The sequence below is a fragment of the Moraxella oculi genome (assembly GCF_023336735.1).
GTDB classification, from domain to species: Bacteria; Pseudomonadota; Gammaproteobacteria; order Pseudomonadales; family Moraxellaceae; genus Moraxella; species Moraxella oculi.
This window is the reverse complement of the sequence record NZ_JAMBAQ010000004.1, coordinates 103909-119179: the sequence shown is the minus strand read 5'-3', so window position 1 is coordinate 119179 and position 15271 is coordinate 103909. Positions and strand designations below refer to the sequence as shown.

At 41.5% G+C, this 15271-nt stretch carries 16 protein-coding genes and 1 CRISPR repeat array; of the genes, 5 read left to right on the top strand and 11 right to left on the bottom strand.

Annotation, left to right across the window (positions count from 1 at the left end; translation table 11 throughout):
* The first annotated feature begins 122 nt into the window (after positions 1-122).
* From cas4 to cas2, 3 genes are read left to right on the top strand one after another with little or no spacing between them, the layout of a single operon-like run.
* Positions 123-695, top strand: a complete 573-nt coding sequence (gene cas4, locus M2R47_RS03540; RefSeq protein WP_249099038.1) for a type V CRISPR-associated protein Cas4 — start codon at positions 123-125, stop codon at positions 693-695.
* Positions 696-702: 7 nt separating this feature from the next.
* The gene (cas1, locus tag M2R47_RS03535; protein WP_249099035.1) at positions 703-1707 is read left to right on the top strand and encodes a type V CRISPR-associated endonuclease Cas1; all 1005 of its coding nucleotides are present in this window, start codon (positions 703-705) and stop codon (positions 1705-1707) included.
* Positions 1707-1976: a CRISPR-associated endonuclease Cas2 gene (cas2, locus tag M2R47_RS03530; protein ID WP_249099032.1), complete on the top strand. Its 270-nt coding sequence runs from the start codon at positions 1707-1709 to the stop codon at positions 1974-1976. The genes cas1 and cas2 overlap by 1 nt, the downstream gene beginning before the upstream one ends.
* A gap of 127 nt (positions 1977-2103) precedes the next feature.
* A CRISPR array of direct repeats spans positions 2104-3289; the repeat unit is 36 nt; unit sequence GTCTAACGACCTTATTTAATTTCTACTATTGTAGAT.
* Between the two features lie 210 nt (positions 3290-3499).
* Here the strand turns inward: cas2 and serS are convergent.
* Positions 3500-4765 carry a serine--tRNA ligase gene (gene serS, locus M2R47_RS03525; protein ID WP_249099029.1) on the bottom strand — a complete coding sequence of 422 codons (1266 nt, stop codon included), beginning with the start codon at positions 4763-4765 and terminating at the stop codon, positions 3500-3502.
* A gap of 204 nt (positions 4766-4969) precedes the next feature.
* Between serS and M2R47_RS03520 the strand changes: the two genes are divergently transcribed.
* Positions 4970-5626 (top strand): YcxB family protein, encoded by a 657-nt coding sequence (locus M2R47_RS03520; protein ID WP_249099026.1) that lies wholly within the window; start codon positions 4970-4972, stop codon positions 5624-5626.
* 213 nt (positions 5627-5839) lie between these two features.
* Positions 5840-6316 (top strand): Dps family protein, encoded by a 477-nt coding sequence (locus tag M2R47_RS03515; protein WP_249099024.1) that lies wholly within the window; start codon positions 5840-5842, stop codon positions 6314-6316.
* Positions 6317-6401: 85 nt separating this feature from the next.
* On the opposite strand, the gene gloA is transcribed toward M2R47_RS03515, so the two are convergent.
* The 10 genes from gloA to pilM all read right to left on the bottom strand — a co-directional run bounded on the left by gloA (position 6402) and on the right by pilM (position 15225).
* On the bottom strand, positions 6402-6935 hold the full coding sequence (gloA, locus tag M2R47_RS03510) for a lactoylglutathione lyase (RefSeq protein WP_249099021.1): 534 nt from the start codon (positions 6933-6935) through the stop codon (positions 6402-6404).
* Between the two features lie 22 nt (positions 6936-6957).
* Positions 6958-7587 carry a carbonic anhydrase gene (locus tag M2R47_RS03505; RefSeq protein ID WP_249099018.1) on the bottom strand — a complete coding sequence of 210 codons (630 nt, stop codon included), beginning with the start codon at positions 7585-7587 and terminating at the stop codon, positions 6958-6960.
* 12 nt (positions 7588-7599) lie between these two features.
* Complete coding sequence (locus M2R47_RS03500; RefSeq protein WP_249099015.1) at positions 7600-8544, bottom strand: hypothetical protein; 945 nt, start codon at positions 8542-8544, stop codon at positions 7600-7602.
* A 97-nt stretch (positions 8545-8641) separates the two neighbouring features.
* Positions 8642-9754 carry a 3-dehydroquinate synthase gene (gene aroB, locus M2R47_RS03495; RefSeq protein ID WP_418001180.1) on the bottom strand — a complete coding sequence of 371 codons (1113 nt, stop codon included), beginning with the start codon at positions 9752-9754 and terminating at the stop codon, positions 8642-8644.
* A 120-nt stretch (positions 9755-9874) separates the two neighbouring features.
* The gene (gene aroK / locus M2R47_RS03490; protein WP_407068810.1) at positions 9875-10396 is read right to left on the bottom strand and encodes a shikimate kinase AroK; all 522 of its coding nucleotides are present in this window, start codon (positions 10394-10396) and stop codon (positions 9875-9877) included.
* Between the two features lie 189 nt (positions 10397-10585).
* Positions 10586-11992, bottom strand: coding sequence for a type IV pilus secretin PilQ (locus M2R47_RS03485; RefSeq protein WP_249099008.1), 1407 nt, complete (start codon positions 11990-11992; stop codon positions 10586-10588).
* Positions 11952-12596, bottom strand: coding sequence for a pilus assembly protein PilP (locus tag M2R47_RS03480; protein ID WP_249099006.1), 645 nt, complete (start codon positions 12594-12596; stop codon positions 11952-11954). Before M2R47_RS03480 ends, M2R47_RS03485 begins: the two co-directional genes overlap by 41 nt.
* The gene (locus M2R47_RS03475; protein ID WP_249099003.1) at positions 12583-13239 is read right to left on the bottom strand and encodes a type IV pilus inner membrane component PilO; all 657 of its coding nucleotides are present in this window, start codon (positions 13237-13239) and stop codon (positions 12583-12585) included. Before M2R47_RS03475 ends, M2R47_RS03480 begins: the two co-directional genes overlap by 14 nt.
* Complete coding sequence (locus M2R47_RS03470) at positions 13223-13882, bottom strand: PilN domain-containing protein (protein ID WP_249099001.1); 660 nt, start codon at positions 13880-13882, stop codon at positions 13223-13225. The genes M2R47_RS03475 and M2R47_RS03470 overlap by 17 nt, the downstream gene beginning before the upstream one ends.
* Complete coding sequence (pilM, locus tag M2R47_RS03465) at positions 13879-15225, bottom strand: type IV pilus biogenesis protein PilM (RefSeq protein ID WP_249098997.1); 1347 nt, start codon at positions 15223-15225, stop codon at positions 13879-13881. The genes M2R47_RS03470 and pilM overlap by 4 nt, the downstream gene beginning before the upstream one ends.
* Between the last annotated feature and the right edge of the window lie 46 nt (positions 15226-15271).

The window sequence follows — 15271 nt, the reverse complement described above, 5'->3', positions numbered from 1 at the left end:
AATACACCACACTAAACAACGTCCATGCGTAAGCATGATTGCGGAGTTGCCTTATATCCACCGCCTGAAGTCGGTGGTTTTACGGCAACGGAGGATAAAAAATTAAGGTTATGGATAACTTAATGACTATGGAACATAATGTTTTAAATATCAGTCAATTAAATGACTTTGTGTTTTGTCCTTATTCTATTTATTTGCATAATGTGTATCAAAATTTGGACGAAGAGCATTATCACGATACGCCACAAGTCGCTGGCAAACAAGCTCACGAAACGGTGGATAAAGGCAGTTATAGCACCAAAAAGAATGTGCTAACAGGGATATTTGTTCATTGTGAATATTATGGTTTGATTGGTAGAATAGACCAATATTTTATTGAAGATAAAAAACTTGTTGAACGCAAAAAGAAAATCAAGACCATTTATGACGGTTATAAATTACAACTTTATGCACAATATTTTTGTTTGATAGAAATGGGATTTGAGGTTGAATATCTGGGCTTTCATTCTATGGACGATAATAAAAATTATAAGCTTGAAGTACCAAATGATGAGATTATTTCTTGGTTTGAATGCTATTTAAATAAAATTCGCAATTACAATCCTAATTTTGGTATTAAAAATATCAATTTGAATAAATGCCAATACTGTATTTATTCTGCTTTATGCGACCAAACACCATTATTCACTGAGTAGAAATACTATGTTAAATCAAGCAGATTTATGTTATCGTCAAGTGGTATTATTAAGTAGTAGTGAACTAAAAACACTGAGTATCTCACAAGGCAATATTGTTATTAAAGATGACAATGGTGAGGTTTTGACACGGTTGTCCAAAAATAAAGTGTTGGCAATTATCAGTATTGGGCATTTAACGCTTACCAGTGTGATGATTGATTTTTGTCAAAAAAATAATATCGCCCTTATATTGCTCAATGAACGCCTACGACCGATGTTGTTTGTCAGCAATGGTGCTGAGGCTAATTTTTTGCTAAGACAAAAGCAATATTTAATCAATGACAACATAAAACAAAATATTGCGAACCGTATCGTATTTAGCAAAATAAATGGGCATATTTCACTATTAAAAAATATTCGCCAAAAAGACGATATGATAAAGTTAGCTATTGATGATTTACTTAATTATCAAAAACAATCTTTACTGTCAGATAGGCTGGATATTTTGATGGGCATTGAGGGAAATTGTGCAAAATTATTTTTTAAAATCCATTTTTCTCAATTAAAGCATTTTGAATGGCAGGGCAGAAAGCCACGATTGAAACTAGACCCTATCAATGTGGTATTGGATATGGGATATACGCTACTGTTTAATTATATTGAATGTAATCTAAGATTGTTTGGTTTTGATGTTTATCAAGGCGTATTACACCAATTATGGTTTAAAAGAAAATCATTGGTATGTGATTTTGTAGAGCCTTTTCGCTGTATTATTGATAAGCAAGTTTTGGTATCTTTTAATTTGGGGCAATTTAAATGTGAGCATTTTAGTCAAAACAAAATGCAATACCAATTAAAAACAGAATATAGTCGAGAGTATCACAAAATTTTAATGTCTGCGATTATTGAGTACAAAACACCGATATTTATTTATATTCGCACTTATTATCGCTTGTTTATGAAAATAAACGATGAACGACAGGGTGATGATTTTCCAGTTTTTGATTTATTTGGCGATAAGGAGATTTAATGATTATTGTCAGTTATGATATCAGCAATAATAAGGTGCGAACCAAATTTGCAAAGTTTTTGATGGAATACGGCGACCGCTTGCAGTACTCGGTATATGAAATCCAAAATAGCGAGCGTGTTCTAAATATTGTGATGCAAAAAATAAAAGGCGAATTTGAGCCCTTGTTTTGTGGAGCAGATAGTGTTATGATATTCAGGTTTACAGAGCGAGAAGTGTTGCGTTTTGGCAATGCTGTCCATCGTACGCAAGATTTGTTGGTACTATAAAGTTTTAAAAAACTTGCAAACCTTCGTCTTCCTACGGTAATTTTATGGTTTTGGGGTAAAAATGAGTAAAATTTGTTTAAATTTTAATCAAAAATTGGCTGTTTTTAGCCAATTTACCCCAAAACGGGTCTAACGACCTTATTTAATTTCTACTATTGTAGATTCTTTGCCACGCCCATAACAGACAAAGTCTAACGACCTTATTTAATTTCTACTATTGTAGATCTTATATTTTGCTTGCTTTATTCAATTGTCTAACGACCTTATTTAATTTCTACTATTGTAGATTACTATAAGCAAGGATAGGCGATTTATAGGTCTAACGACCTTATTTAATTTCTACTATTGTAGATATTATTTGTTTTTTTAGTTGTCAATAAATGTCTAACGACCTTATTTAATTTCTACTATTGTAGATCTTCAACAGCGACATCATCATAGTTGGCGTCTAACGACCTTATTTAATTTCTACTATTGTAGATAAACTCATTTTACTCTCCTCTTCATCAATGTCTAACGACCTTATTTAATTTCTACTATTGTAGATAAAAGAACCACTGCTAAGCCTAAAAAGAGTCTAACGACCTTATTTAATTTCTACTATTGTAGATCCTAATACTGGTTTACCACCTTGCGTTAGGTCTAACGACCTTATTTAATTTCTACTATTGTAGATTACATCATCTGCACTAGTGATGGCGTCGTCTAACGACCTTATTTAATTTCTACTATTGTAGATACGCAAGCGACGGGCGTCAACGACAATGTCTAACGACCTTATTTAATTTCTACTATTGTAGATTTTTGGCAATTCGATGCCATCATCTGCCGTCTAACGACCTTATTTAATTTCTACTATTGTAGATGTAGAGATGGATTCTTCTGTGAACAGATGTCTAACGACCTTATTTAATTTCTACTATTGTAGATAACTCTCAAAAACCCTTCATGCCGTATGTCTAACGACCTTATTTAATTTCTACTATTGTAGATAGCGACTGTCGAAGTCAATAACATTGTGTCTAACGACCTTATTTAATTTCTACTATTGTAGATGAATTAATGATGATTGAATTATTAGCAATGTCTAACGACCTTAATTAATTTCTACTATTGTAGATATAGTCTGACATCGTTCTTTTTTAGATTGTCTAACGACCTTAATTAATTTCTACTATTGTAGATCTTGAAGGGGTAGCTACAAAGTAGCGAGTCTAACGACCTTATTTAATTTCTACTATTGTAGATAGCGTAGTGATCTGATGAATAAACATTTAGTCTAACGACCTTAATTGAGTTCTACTATTGTGGCAAACATACCCCAGACATCACACCAAACACCATTCAGACTAAAGCATGACCATAAAAAACACACCCACCCAAATTCAGGGTGGGCGATGAGATGACAGAAAATAAACCACAGTCATAATCGCCGCTAGTCAAATAAGAACTCTTGGCGTTTTATCAAATACTGATTTAAAATGGTGGTTATTTTGCACTCTCCATGAACGGTAGCAACGGTCTTAACCAATCACTTCAAGCCCGCCCATATAAGACTGTAATGCTTTTGGGATATTGACCGTACCATCTGCATTCTGATGGTTTTCAAGCAATGCAAGCAAGGTTCGACCGACCGCAAGACCAGAACCGTTTAGCGTGTGAACAAGCTCAGTTTTTTTACCGTCTTTAAGACGAGCAGACATTCGGCGAGCCTGAAAATCTGCACAGTTTGAGCAACTAGAAATCTCACGATAAGTGTTTTGTGATGGTAACCAAACCTCAATATCATAAGTTTTGATTGCACTAAAGCCCATGTCTTTTGTACAAAGCGTGAGTACACGATAAGGCAACTCTAACGCCTGTAAAATACCCTCCGCTTGCGAGGTCATGTCTTCTAACGCCTGCATTGATGTGTCGGCACGCACGATTTGCACCATTTCTACTTTTTCAAACTGATGCTGACGAATCAATCCACGAGTATCACGCCCTGCACTGCCCGCCTCACTACGAAAGCATGGAGTGTGTGCCGTCAGCTTGATCGGCAAGTCTTTTGGATTAATGATGCTGTCTCGTACACTATTGGTTAATGGCACCTCTGATGTGGGAATCAGATAATACTCTTTATCGCCACGCAGCTTAAATAAATCCTCTTCAAATTTAGGCAGTTGCCCCGTGCCTTGCAAACTATCACCATTAACCATATAAGGCACATACATCTCAGTGTAACCACGCTCAATATGAGTATCTAGCATGAATTGCACAAGCGCGCGATTCAATCTGGCCAGTTGACCACGCAAAACACTGAATCTAGAACCTGTGATTTTGGCAGCCAATTCAAAATCAAGCTGCCCCAAAGTCTCGCCAAGATCGGTATGGTCTTTAATCTCAAACTCAAAGGTGCGTGGCACACCCCAGCGACGAATCTCAACATTATCCGCCTCACTTTCACCCACAGGTACGGTCTCATGTGGCAAGTTTGGAATTTTTAGGCTTTCGGTCTCAATCTGAGTCATCAGATCACGCAATTTAACCTCAGCAGCTTTCATAAGCTCGCTCACTTGCTCCATTTGACCCAATAAATCATCTGCGTTTTCGCCCGCACGCTTCATTTCGCCAATTTTTTTAGCACCAGCGTTTTTTTGTGCTTGTAGATTTTCAGTCTCAACTTGTAAGGCTTTACGCTGATTTTCCATGCCTTGCCAAAAGTCAATATCAAGTTCATAGCCACGAGTTGCCAAGATTCTTTTAAGCTCTGTCAAGTCACCACGCAATAATTTTGGGTCTAACATATCTTACCTTTATGTTTAAAAAAATAAAAATGCCATTATCATAGCAAAAAAGACATGAAATTGCATGTCAGTTTGACAATTTTTCAGTGAAAGTGAGAAAAAAGTAAGACTTTCATGATTTTTTATGGCTTTTTGGTTTATTTTTTTGCATAAAAACAGTAATATAGTCATTCTTTTAGTAACTTTTCATCACAGGAATCCATCGTGAGCAAGGCCCTTTATCCATACACTCTAAAACCTGTCGCACTCAACATGACCAAGGATGAATTTCAAAATGCACAGCTGGCTTTATTTGAAAAAAGCACCAACAACTTCACATTAAGCTCCATCCGCACCAAAGAATGGTTCATCATCGCTCTTGTCGTGCTGGCAGCAATTGCAGGTCTGATTTTCGTAACAGGCTACTCCACCATCATCTTTTGGGTCATGCTCATACTTACAGCATTGTATTTAGTGGTTCGCACAGCTGGATTGAAATGGTATGTGCGTCGTGAATATGAAAAGCAAGCCAATGCCGTCAAAATGCCTGACGAAATGGCAAAGATACAGCTTGGCGTGCAAGCACATGGCATCGTGATGAGCATGCCCACCCAGACAAATCTCTTTGATAATCCACAGATGCGTGGCATGCAGATGCGTTCAACACCACTACAATCAGCCGTCATTCCATGGACTGCGGTCAGTAGCTGGGACGAAACAGATGGCTATATATTTGTGATGTTTGATATGAAAGGTCAAAAAGGCAGTCAAATCATTCCAAAACGCCTACAAGACAATGGATTGCCCATCAAAACCATCATCAAACATCTAAGCGAAGTCAAATCAAAAGGTCTAGAGTCTTTAACCAACACCCAAAAATAAAGCCTAGCCATCATATTTAGCATAAAAGCAGCAGAGCAATCGCTTTACTGCTTTTTTTGTTCATCAAAAACATTTTATATTTAAAAAAATAAAATGTTTTATTAGATATAATATAATTGACCTATTATCAAAAATGACGCATACTACCCATCATCTAAGGCATGGGCACTTAATTGTCTGTGTGAAATAAAACTCTTCAAAAAGGACCTCATCATGACAGACACCACCAACCAAATTGGTCTTACAAAGACAGAACTCGCTTCAGTCATCACAGCACTCAATACTTTGCTGTCTGGTTATCACTTATTTTATCTCAATGTACGCGGCTATCACTGGAATGTCAAAGGCGAGCATTTCTTTACATTACACCCAAAATTTGAAGAGCTATACACCAAATTACAGTTACAAATTGACGAAATCGCTGAACGAATCCTCACTTTAGGTGGCACGCCACTGCACGCTTATAGCGATTTTATCAAACATTCTGGCATCACAGAAGATAAAGATGTGTTTGATGGCAGAGCATGTGTTCAAGGCACCATCAAAGGTCTACAAACTCTCATCAAAGAGCAGCGTCAAGTAGCACTAGTCGCCGAAGAAGCCTGCGATCAGGGTACGGCTGATATTTTGGCAGGATATGTTCAAGATCAAGAAAAAGAGGTTTGGATGTATAACGCCTTTTTAGGATGATTTCACCAAATAACAATAACATGCCTCCATCAAAAAACACCTCAATCATCATTGGGGTGTTTTTTGATAACTCACTACATTATCATCAATGTTTTAATTCAATGATTTCAACCCAATAGCCATCTGGATCTTTAATAAAAGCAATGTCTTTCATACTCCCATCTTCTGGACGCTTTTGAAATTCAACGCCATTGTCATCAAACCATTTTACCGCCTCATGAAGATTTGGCACACTAAAACAGATATGCCCAAAGCCTCTTGGTTCGCCATTGCCATGATGATAGCTAAAATCAGCATCATCTTCAGTACCATAGTTGTGGGTTAATTCTAAAATGGCACGCTGGCGTGATACATAAGCAGTCAAATCCTCTGTCTGAGGTAAATCATCACGCTCCTTTTCGGTGAGCTTTGCCAAGAAATACAAATCAAATTTGGCATCTGGATATTGACTGTGGCGCAGCAAGGTCATGCCAAGTACGCCTGTGTAAAATGCCAACGATTTTACAGGATCTTTGATGCGTAGCATGGTATGATTAAAGACATAACCCTCTGATTGAGTCGGAATGCTTTTTACGCCATCAGCTTTTAAGGACTGTTCTGGCTGTGCGATGGTTGTCATCAATACCCTCCATTGATCTTATTTAAGGTTCACTAAAAAAATTCACTCGGCCTGTGGCGACATCATACTCAGCACCAACAATCATCAAGCGACCCGCATTGACCATATCCTCCAAAATGCGTGAGCCGTGCTTTAATTGACTGACCGACATACGCACATTCGCACGCACGGCACGGTCAATGAACTCATCCATGCCAATCTCACGATCTCCTGCCGTAGCAATCTCGTGTAGATTATAGACGCTTGGACGAATTCTATCCACAATCGATTGCAGGTTTGGCGAATAGCACTGTTCAGGATTCATCAATGCCTCCACACATGCAGTTACCGCACCACAGTGGCTATGACCCAGCACCACCACAAGTTGTGTGCCAAACTTATCAGCGGCAAACTCAATCGAGCCAATCTGGCTGGGTGCAACAACATTACCCGCCACACGAATGACGAACAAATCACCAAGCCCCTGATCAAAAATCAACTCCACAGGCACGCGTGCATCTGAACAACCCAAAATGATCGCACTGGGATTTTGCTCCTTGACCAATGTTGGCGGTGGAATGCGCAAAGGTTCGGTACTGGCAAGGCTTGCCACATAGCGTTCGTTGCCTTTTTTTAGCATGTCTAGGACGGTTTGAGCATCTACATTTTTCATGAACATTCTTTCTTATTCACTGCCAGGTATCTTGGAAGTATTGACATTTGGCGTAGCAATGAACTCTGGGGGTGATGGTTTTTGGATCGGAGTTTCATTGATGATTGCTGGCACCGTCTCTTTTGGCTGACTTGGTTTTGGCTGATCATCAAAAGAGATGTTTTCTTCTGGCGTGCTGGCAGTTGGCATCCGCACTGCTGACTTGGATTCCATCATCCCATCATTTTCCTGCCTTTGGATCGCTGACGCTCGCTCACGAGCCTGCTCTTGGCTCCTATTGGCAAGCATCTCGTCGGCTTTGGTGGCTGCCTGTATGGGAATCTCATTACGAGTAGCCTGCAATCGGACTTGTCTTGGTTGGCGACTTGATGAATCACGAATCACATCGCCTCTTTCATAATCATCAATGATGGATAAATAGTCCGCCATCGCTACCGCATTGACCTGAACGCTTGTTGGCAAAGCAAAACTGACAGCATGGGCAGTCGCATTTGCCTGCTCCATGCTGTCAAATTTACCATAAGTTAGAATATAGCGTGGGTTTTTATTGTCATCTAAATAACGAAAATAAGCAAATCTATCACGGTCATTTCGTGTGTTCAGATAGTTAACAATCACATCGTTTTGGCTCACATCCATGACTTGAATGGTGAATTTTTTAGCATTAAAATATTTTTTATCCTTAAATTCAGCAGGATAAGTACGCAAATCACGAATCAATGTGGAAAAATCGATTGGCGGCACAACGGTATCAAGCTCTCCAAGCGACTCAATATGAGTGGGCAACTCAGTAGAGTTGGTATTTTTTTTGTCAATCTCATCTTTTTTGGTGATGGTCGGAGCACTACTGGCAATCCATAAAATCAACCAAGCAACAAGCATCGCTACCGCCAAGCCAAGCCAATACAACGCTTGACGACGATGATATTTTTCTTTAATTGTGGCACTGATCGCCATACATCGTACCTTTTTTGTTAAGTTTTAGGTATTGTATCAATTTTTGTGTGATTGTAAATACTTAATGAATGCTCAAAAAAAACCATCTCCACGATCATCACAAGTATTCATCGATCGACATCAGCGTTTCTATCAATGATTGACGATCAAAATCTGCCGTCACAAACCCTTTACCAATACCCTCTAGCAATACAAGACGCAGTTTGCCTGACTGAACCTTTTTGTCATGCCCCATCAGGTCAAGTGCCTCATTAACATCAATGGCTGGCGGCTTGACTGGCAATCCAAATCTTCTCAAAAGCCCTGCCACACGAGTGATGGAATGACGCTCAACCAGTCCAAGCTTATGAGACATCACCAAAGCCTGCATCATCCCAACTGCCACTGCTTCACCATGCAGCCATACACCGTAGCCTTGATGCGTCTCAATCACATGGGCAAAAGTATGACCAAAATTTAACAAAGCCCTGACCCCAGACTCTCTCTCATCTGCTGCCACCACTTCCGCCTTAAACTGACAGGACCGAAACACCATCTCTGCCAAGACCGAGCCATCTCTGGCATTGATGGCATCGCCATGCTCTTCAAGCCATGTCAAAAAGCCCTCATCTAAAATCAAGGCGTATTTCACCACTTCTGCCAACCCAGCAGCGAACTCTCTGGCAGGCAATGTATCAAAAGTTGTCATGTCTGCCAATACCGCCATGGGTTGCCAAAATGCACCGATCATATTCTTACCACATGGGTGATTGATGCCTGTTTTGCCACCTACTGACGAATCCACCTGTGCCAATAGTGTCGTCGGCACTTGAATGAAGTTGACGCCACGCATGAAGCTTGCTGCTGCAAATCCCACCATATCACCAATCACACCGCCCCCTAACGCAATCAGCGTACAATCACGAGAGAATTGATGCTCAAATAAGACATCATAGATCCGATTGATACTATCTTGGTTTTTATGACTTTCACCATCTGGCAGTATGCAAGCCGCCACCGTTAAGCCTGCCTTTTTTAACAAACTCTCAAAGTCCGCCAAATAAAAAGGAGCCACCACCTCATTGGTAACAACCAATACCTGCCTACCCTTGATAAAAGGCATGATGGGGCTTGCTAAGTCCAATACACCTTGTGCATCTTTCTTACTGGCAACAATATAAATTGGATAATCATGGCTTTGGGTGTGTACAATCAATTCATGATTCATCATGACAAATCCTTAACCTATTTTTTTGGTCAATACAACTAAAATAAGTACCTAAATTTCACTTTTTTAATCTGGCAGATACCACCCAATCTAAAAAACAGTCATCGGCACACACCAGATGACTTATGATGATTTGACATATTTAGGCAGCATCCGCATGATGTTAGCAACCATTTGCTTGGGAAAAACTCGCCCAGTAGGAACAACAATGGTTGCAACCTCCTGATACAAAGGATGACGAATCCGATAAAGTCTCTCTAAGACTTCTTTGGGATTATCATTTTGTAGCAATGGACGATTTTTATCTTTTTTAGTACGAAACAGCTGAGTATCAACACTTGCCTCCAGATAAATCACCAAGCCTTTTTTAAGCAATGCCCTATTTTCTGCACGCTCCACTGCTCCACCGCCCGTTGCCATAACGATGTTAGACTGCTCAGTCAATTCAGCCAACGCTCGTGTTTCACGCTCACGAAAGCCAATTTCACCTTCTTTGGCAAAAATCCAAGGAATGTCCGCACCAGTCTGCGACACAATATAATGATCACAGTCAACAAAATCTCGTCCAAGCTGCTTGGAAAGTAGCTTGCCAATCGTCGTCTTGCCCGCCCCCATCGGACCAACCAAAAAAATCGATGGCAACATTTTAGCAAGTCCCTCGCTGGTTTTTTTGACCACCGTATCTTCAACGATTGAATGATCTTCTTCAAACATGAATACTCTATTTATCTTTTGTCAAAATCGCTTATCATACAAGGTTTGGGGGAATCTTGCTACTGTTTTTCATGAAATCACAGATAATTTTATGCCACCAAGCGATTGTTATTGCAAAAATCACGACATTGGTACGATTTTTGGTGTAATAAAAATCAACAATTCGTCTTTGCTGTCGCTATGATTTTCTTGACGAAACAATCTGCCAACCACAGGCAAATCGCCAAAGAATGGCACCTTTTTCACGCCTGCTTGATTGGTTTGTCGGTAAATTCCACCAAGAACCACTGTTTGACCATCATTGACAATGACATTCGTCTCTAAGGCATCTTCTTGAATAGCGATCACTCCCAAATTAGTTACAGGTGTGCCATTTTTGACACTAAGCTTTAGGGTGATTTTGCCATCTGGTGTGATGGTTGGTGTCGCTTCAAGCACAAGCGCCGCCTCTTTAAATACCACATTGGTCGCTCCACTCGATGTTTCTTCATGATAGGCAATCTGCATTCCCGATGAGATTCGTGCTGTCTGTTTATCAGCGGTTAAAACCTTTGGCATAGAAATCACTTCACCTCGTCGGTCAGCTTGCATGGCGGATAACTCCAAATCAAGCAACGCATCAGGCATATTAATCAACCCAAAGGCAATGCGACCTGCTGGGTTGGCAATGCCCAAATTGATGGACGGGCTGGCTGATTTTGTCAAGTTAGTTGTTGAATTTTCCAAACGGCGTAGATGTTGCAATGTTGCTTGCGACCCAGCAATTTTTAGATGCTCACTGTTTGATAATACACCAAAGCTTACCCCAAGCTCACGACCAAATCCATCATTAGCACTGACAATTCGAGCCTCAATCATCACCTGCTGAACAGGAACATCCAAGCGAGACACCAGTGCTGACACCTCCTCAATGACAGGCTCAACATCTTTGATGATGAGTGTGTTGGTGCGTGTGTCAATATTCGCCCCACCACGCGCAGACAACATGCTGGCAGAATGTTGCCCATCTCCTTGGTGCGTGATGAGTGATAAAATATCTTTTGCTTGAGCATAGTTGATGCGTATGTATCGTGTCTGCAAAGGCAGATGCTGCTCAGAGTGTCGCCGAGCTTGAGCTTGGCGTTCTGTCATCTGTGCCAATTCATGAGCAGATGAAATGCTGATCACACCTTGCCTCTCCTGCTTAACCAACTGCTTGGCATCAACAACGATATCAAGTGCTTGATCCCACGGTATGTTATCCAGTTTTAGTGTGATATTACCCACAACAGCATCACTTACCACGATATTAACATCGCCTGCGTGAGCAATGACATCCAAAACCGCACGCACAGGCATGTCTTGAAATGCCATAGAAATGCGTTCCCCTTGATAATCTTTCGACTCAGCAGCAGCTCCTTGCATGAATAACAGGCTTAAGATCACCAGTGAAAGCCTTGACCACCTTATTTTTATGGCAATCATGCGATTTATCAATCCTTCATTTTTATTGACCCGTGGAAAATGCCAAGTGCGTCTTTCGTTCATAATAATGCCCATCTACTTGTAATGATGCCTCTACGATGCCAATCTGCTCATGACTGATGTGGGTGATGACTCCATGATTCTCACCAATATACTGCCCAACTCGCACATGATGTGCCACCCCATCAGGGCTTAACACCATTGCCATCAGACGGCCATCTTTCTCCACTCTCCCTTGATACCTAAGAGATGCTAAGGGATATTGCTCTAAAATTTCTCGTGATCGACTTGGATTAACCGTCATCCTTTTGCCAAAGATTTGGGGTGTTGTTGTGAGTTTTTCGATGTGATTTTGGGCAGTTGGTGCAACTGGCTTAGCAGTTTCCTCTAAAGACTTAGACTGCCTTGCTGTATCTTGCTCATCACGGTCATGATGACTTTGATGATTGCGACCAAATGGAGAGGCAAACGGATCATTGTTTGGCTGATAATGCACAACATCACTTGCCACATCCAAATGCTTCATATCAGGAGGCGGTGAAGTGGTCGCATGAATGGCGGCCAGTTTACTCTCAACTTCTTGATCGACCGATGGTTGACACCCCATCAATAATAATCCAGACACCGTCAGCAGGCATGATAAGCACCGCTCATTAGCCATCAGCATGAACCGCCTCTCGTTCCAACTCTTTTTTGGTTTTAGCACGATAAGTCTTAGCTTGAATGCTTAGGCGAATTTGGCTACCTCCTTGATGCTGACCACCTTTTGCCATGTCAAAATCATGAAAGGTCAATGGCACAGGCAATGATGACAATTCTGCAAACAGATGCCCAAGCTGATGATAATCGCCAACGAATACGAGCGTCATGCCACGCTCAAAGAACATGGGCGTTTCGCTTTGTGCATGCGTTTTGACATCCGCGACTTGCACGCCAGTACGCATTGCTAGGGCATGAATTTGCTCTACCAAAGAGTTCACATCAAACGCATTTGGCAGCTGTTCAGTGATGGCGGATAGATCGTGATGCAAAATTCGTGTCTGCGCCTCAACTGCCGACAGCTGCCCTGCCTTGGCATATTTTGTAGCATACTGCGCCATCAACTGAATTTCTTGTGTAGCAAGTGAACGCCTTTCAAGCACCATTGAATGAATGACCATGATCCACCCAAATGCCATCACAAACATGACAAGCACCCCAAAAATCAACCCCTTGAACCACCAAGGTGCTGCACCGACATTCTCCCATGATAGCTGACTGATTTGTTGCCATGTCTGCCGTATCGTGCGACCGTCATTCAACTGCTTCATGGTCCATCATCTCCTTAGTTGCGTCAGTTACATCAAGCTGGATTGCACCATTGGCATGTTGCGTCTCATGAGAATCACTCAACACCAATTCATCAAGGTCAAGCCGAGCTGTTATCACAAAGTCAACCCAGTTGCCATCTGCTGACTGTTGCAAGCTGGTAACAAGCACATCATCAGCCCCAATATCATTTGAAGTCTCATCACCCAGTCGCCAAGCAAAGCGGCTGACGGAGGCGGTATCTTTAGACACCCCAAATATTGTTAGCATCTCGCCTGCATGACTGATTCTCGTCAAATACACCAACCCATCACTCACGGTCGCCAAATGCTGGATAAAATGCACCATCGCTACTCGGTTTGCCTTCAACTGATTGATGCTTTTGGCTTTATCAAGCAATTCTTGTTGTTGACGATCAAAAACAGCAATGCGGTCAATGCTCTCATCAAGCACTGCCATTCGCCGAACAATGTCTTCATTGATGGCTTGTTGGCGATTCAGTTGATGCCAATGATAAGCATAAATCGTCGCAATCATGATGATTGAGATTGCCAATACGCATTTAAGCATGCGGTAAAAGCTTGTGTTTTGACGAGCCTGCCTTAAATATCGCCAAGGCAATAAGTTCATGGTAGGCACACTCATACCACCCCCTTGATATCAGCTCGCATGGCAGCACCGCATGCCACCGCCATCTGCGGTGCAAGATGCACATCTGTACACCCCACCATGCCATTAAATGGATTGGCAAGCAACACTTTTTTGGCAGTCATGCCAGACAACACACCCACCAGCCCTTCATCCATCAAACCTGAAAGCACCACCACATCAACCACTGACTGCGTGCCAAGCTCGCATTCTTCTATCATCTTTTGAATGTCAAGTGCCACATCAAAACAAGTTGATTGAGCATCACTCATCACGCCATCATTGCCTAGCCCATCAAACCCCACAGATAAGCCATTCACTCCATCGGTTTGCTGACCAAAACATATCTCATAGTCGCCATCTGACTTGTCATCATGGCCGTGTGCGTAGTCATGAACATTAACCAGCATTTCATCATCTTGGCTAAGTTTGGTGTGCTGTGCAACCCCATCTGCTTTTTTGGCATACATCGCCAAAAACTCTTCAAAATCCACGCCAAAATCATCACAGTGCTGAGTGTCTGCTTGTTTTTGACTGAACAGCGTCTCATCATCTGTTGTTGATTGAACAGCACCATCGGTCAAATACTGCTCGAATTGCTTATCAGCTTGAGCTTGATGCACGCCGTGCGGTGTGTCATGGGATCTTGTGGTGGATTTTGAACCAGAGGTCAAGTACTCTTGGCGATAGTCAGCACCTGATAAACCTCCTGCATCATCAATATCGGCGACATAGGCATAAGTCTTCACATCATCTTTATGTATCAAAAGCACACGGCCCGCCAGCCCAACCATCATCGGCGATAACGCACGCAATAAGGCGAATTCAGGAACATCTATCACATTGATATCAAGATGACAAGCCGTCAACACATCCATGCACTCATCTACGGTAGCTGCATGCACAATGGTAAGCAAGACCTGCATTTGATTACCATCATCTTCTTGAATCGCAAAATCAAAATTAACTTCATCCAAAGGATAGGGAATGTGCTTGTGTGCGTCCAGTCGGATATGAATGTCCACTTCATCATCACCCAGTCCTGATGGCAACACGATATTTCGTATCATCACAGGCGCAGACGGCACCACAGCAACCACGCCTTGAGTAATGCCATGCTTACGCAACAGGTCGGATAACACCGATTGCTTGGTGCGCATCTCATCGTCATTAAGACGCTCGGTGGCATACGCCTTGACATGAAATCTGCCACGATGGCGAGTCAATGCCACCATTTGTATCGACCCTAAGCCGATTTCAATGCCAACCAAAACGCCACTTGACCGCCAAAATAACAAGCGATTCATCACACGCTCAATCCACTGACTTACGCTACGCATGATTACTTTTTACCGATAAAGTACACTGATTGCCATTCATCAACAT

Coding starts and splice junctions, on each gene's coding strand:
- cas4 (WP_249099038.1), top strand. CDS start 123: ATGACTATGGAACATAATGTTTTAAATATCAGTCAATTAAATGACTTT.
- cas1 (WP_249099035.1), top strand. CDS start 703: ATGTTAAATCAAGCAGATTTATGTTATCGTCAAGTGGTATTATTAAGT.
- cas2 (WP_249099032.1), top strand. CDS start 1,707: ATGATTATTGTCAGTTATGATATCAGCAATAATAAGGTGCGAACCAAA.
- serS (WP_249099029.1), bottom strand. CDS start 4,765: ATGTTAGACCCAAAATTATTGCGTGGTGACTTGACAGAGCTTAAAAGA.
- M2R47_RS03515 (WP_249099024.1), top strand. CDS start 5,840: ATGACAGACACCACCAACCAAATTGGTCTTACAAAGACAGAACTCGCT.
- gloA (WP_249099021.1), bottom strand. CDS start 6,935: ATGACAACCATCGCACAGCCAGAACAGTCCTTAAAAGCTGATGGCGTA.
- M2R47_RS03505 (WP_249099018.1), bottom strand. CDS start 7,587: ATGAAAAATGTAGATGCTCAAACCGTCCTAGACATGCTAAAAAAAGGC.
- M2R47_RS03500 (WP_249099015.1), bottom strand. CDS start 8,544: ATGGCGATCAGTGCCACAATTAAAGAAAAATATCATCGTCGTCAAGCG.
- aroB (WP_418001180.1), bottom strand. CDS start 9,754: ATGATGAATCATGAATTGATTGTACACACCCAAAGCCATGATTATCCA.
- aroK (WP_407068810.1), bottom strand. CDS start 10,396: ATGTTGCCATCGATTTTTTTGGTTGGTCCGATGGGGGCGGGCAAGACG.
- M2R47_RS03485 (WP_249099008.1), bottom strand. CDS start 11,992: ATGAACGAAAGACGCACTTGGCATTTTCCACGGGTCAATAAAAATGAA.
- M2R47_RS03480 (WP_249099006.1), bottom strand. CDS start 12,596: ATGCTGATGGCTAATGAGCGGTGCTTATCATGCCTGCTGACGGTGTCT.
- M2R47_RS03475 (WP_249099003.1), bottom strand. CDS start 13,239: ATGAAGCAGTTGAATGACGGTCGCACGATACGGCAGACATGGCAACAA.
- M2R47_RS03470 (WP_249099001.1), bottom strand. CDS start 13,882: ATGAGTGTGCCTACCATGAACTTATTGCCTTGGCGATATTTAAGGCAG.
- pilM (WP_249098997.1), bottom strand. CDS start 15,225: ATGCGTAGCGTAAGTCAGTGGATTGAGCGTGTGATGAATCGCTTGTTA.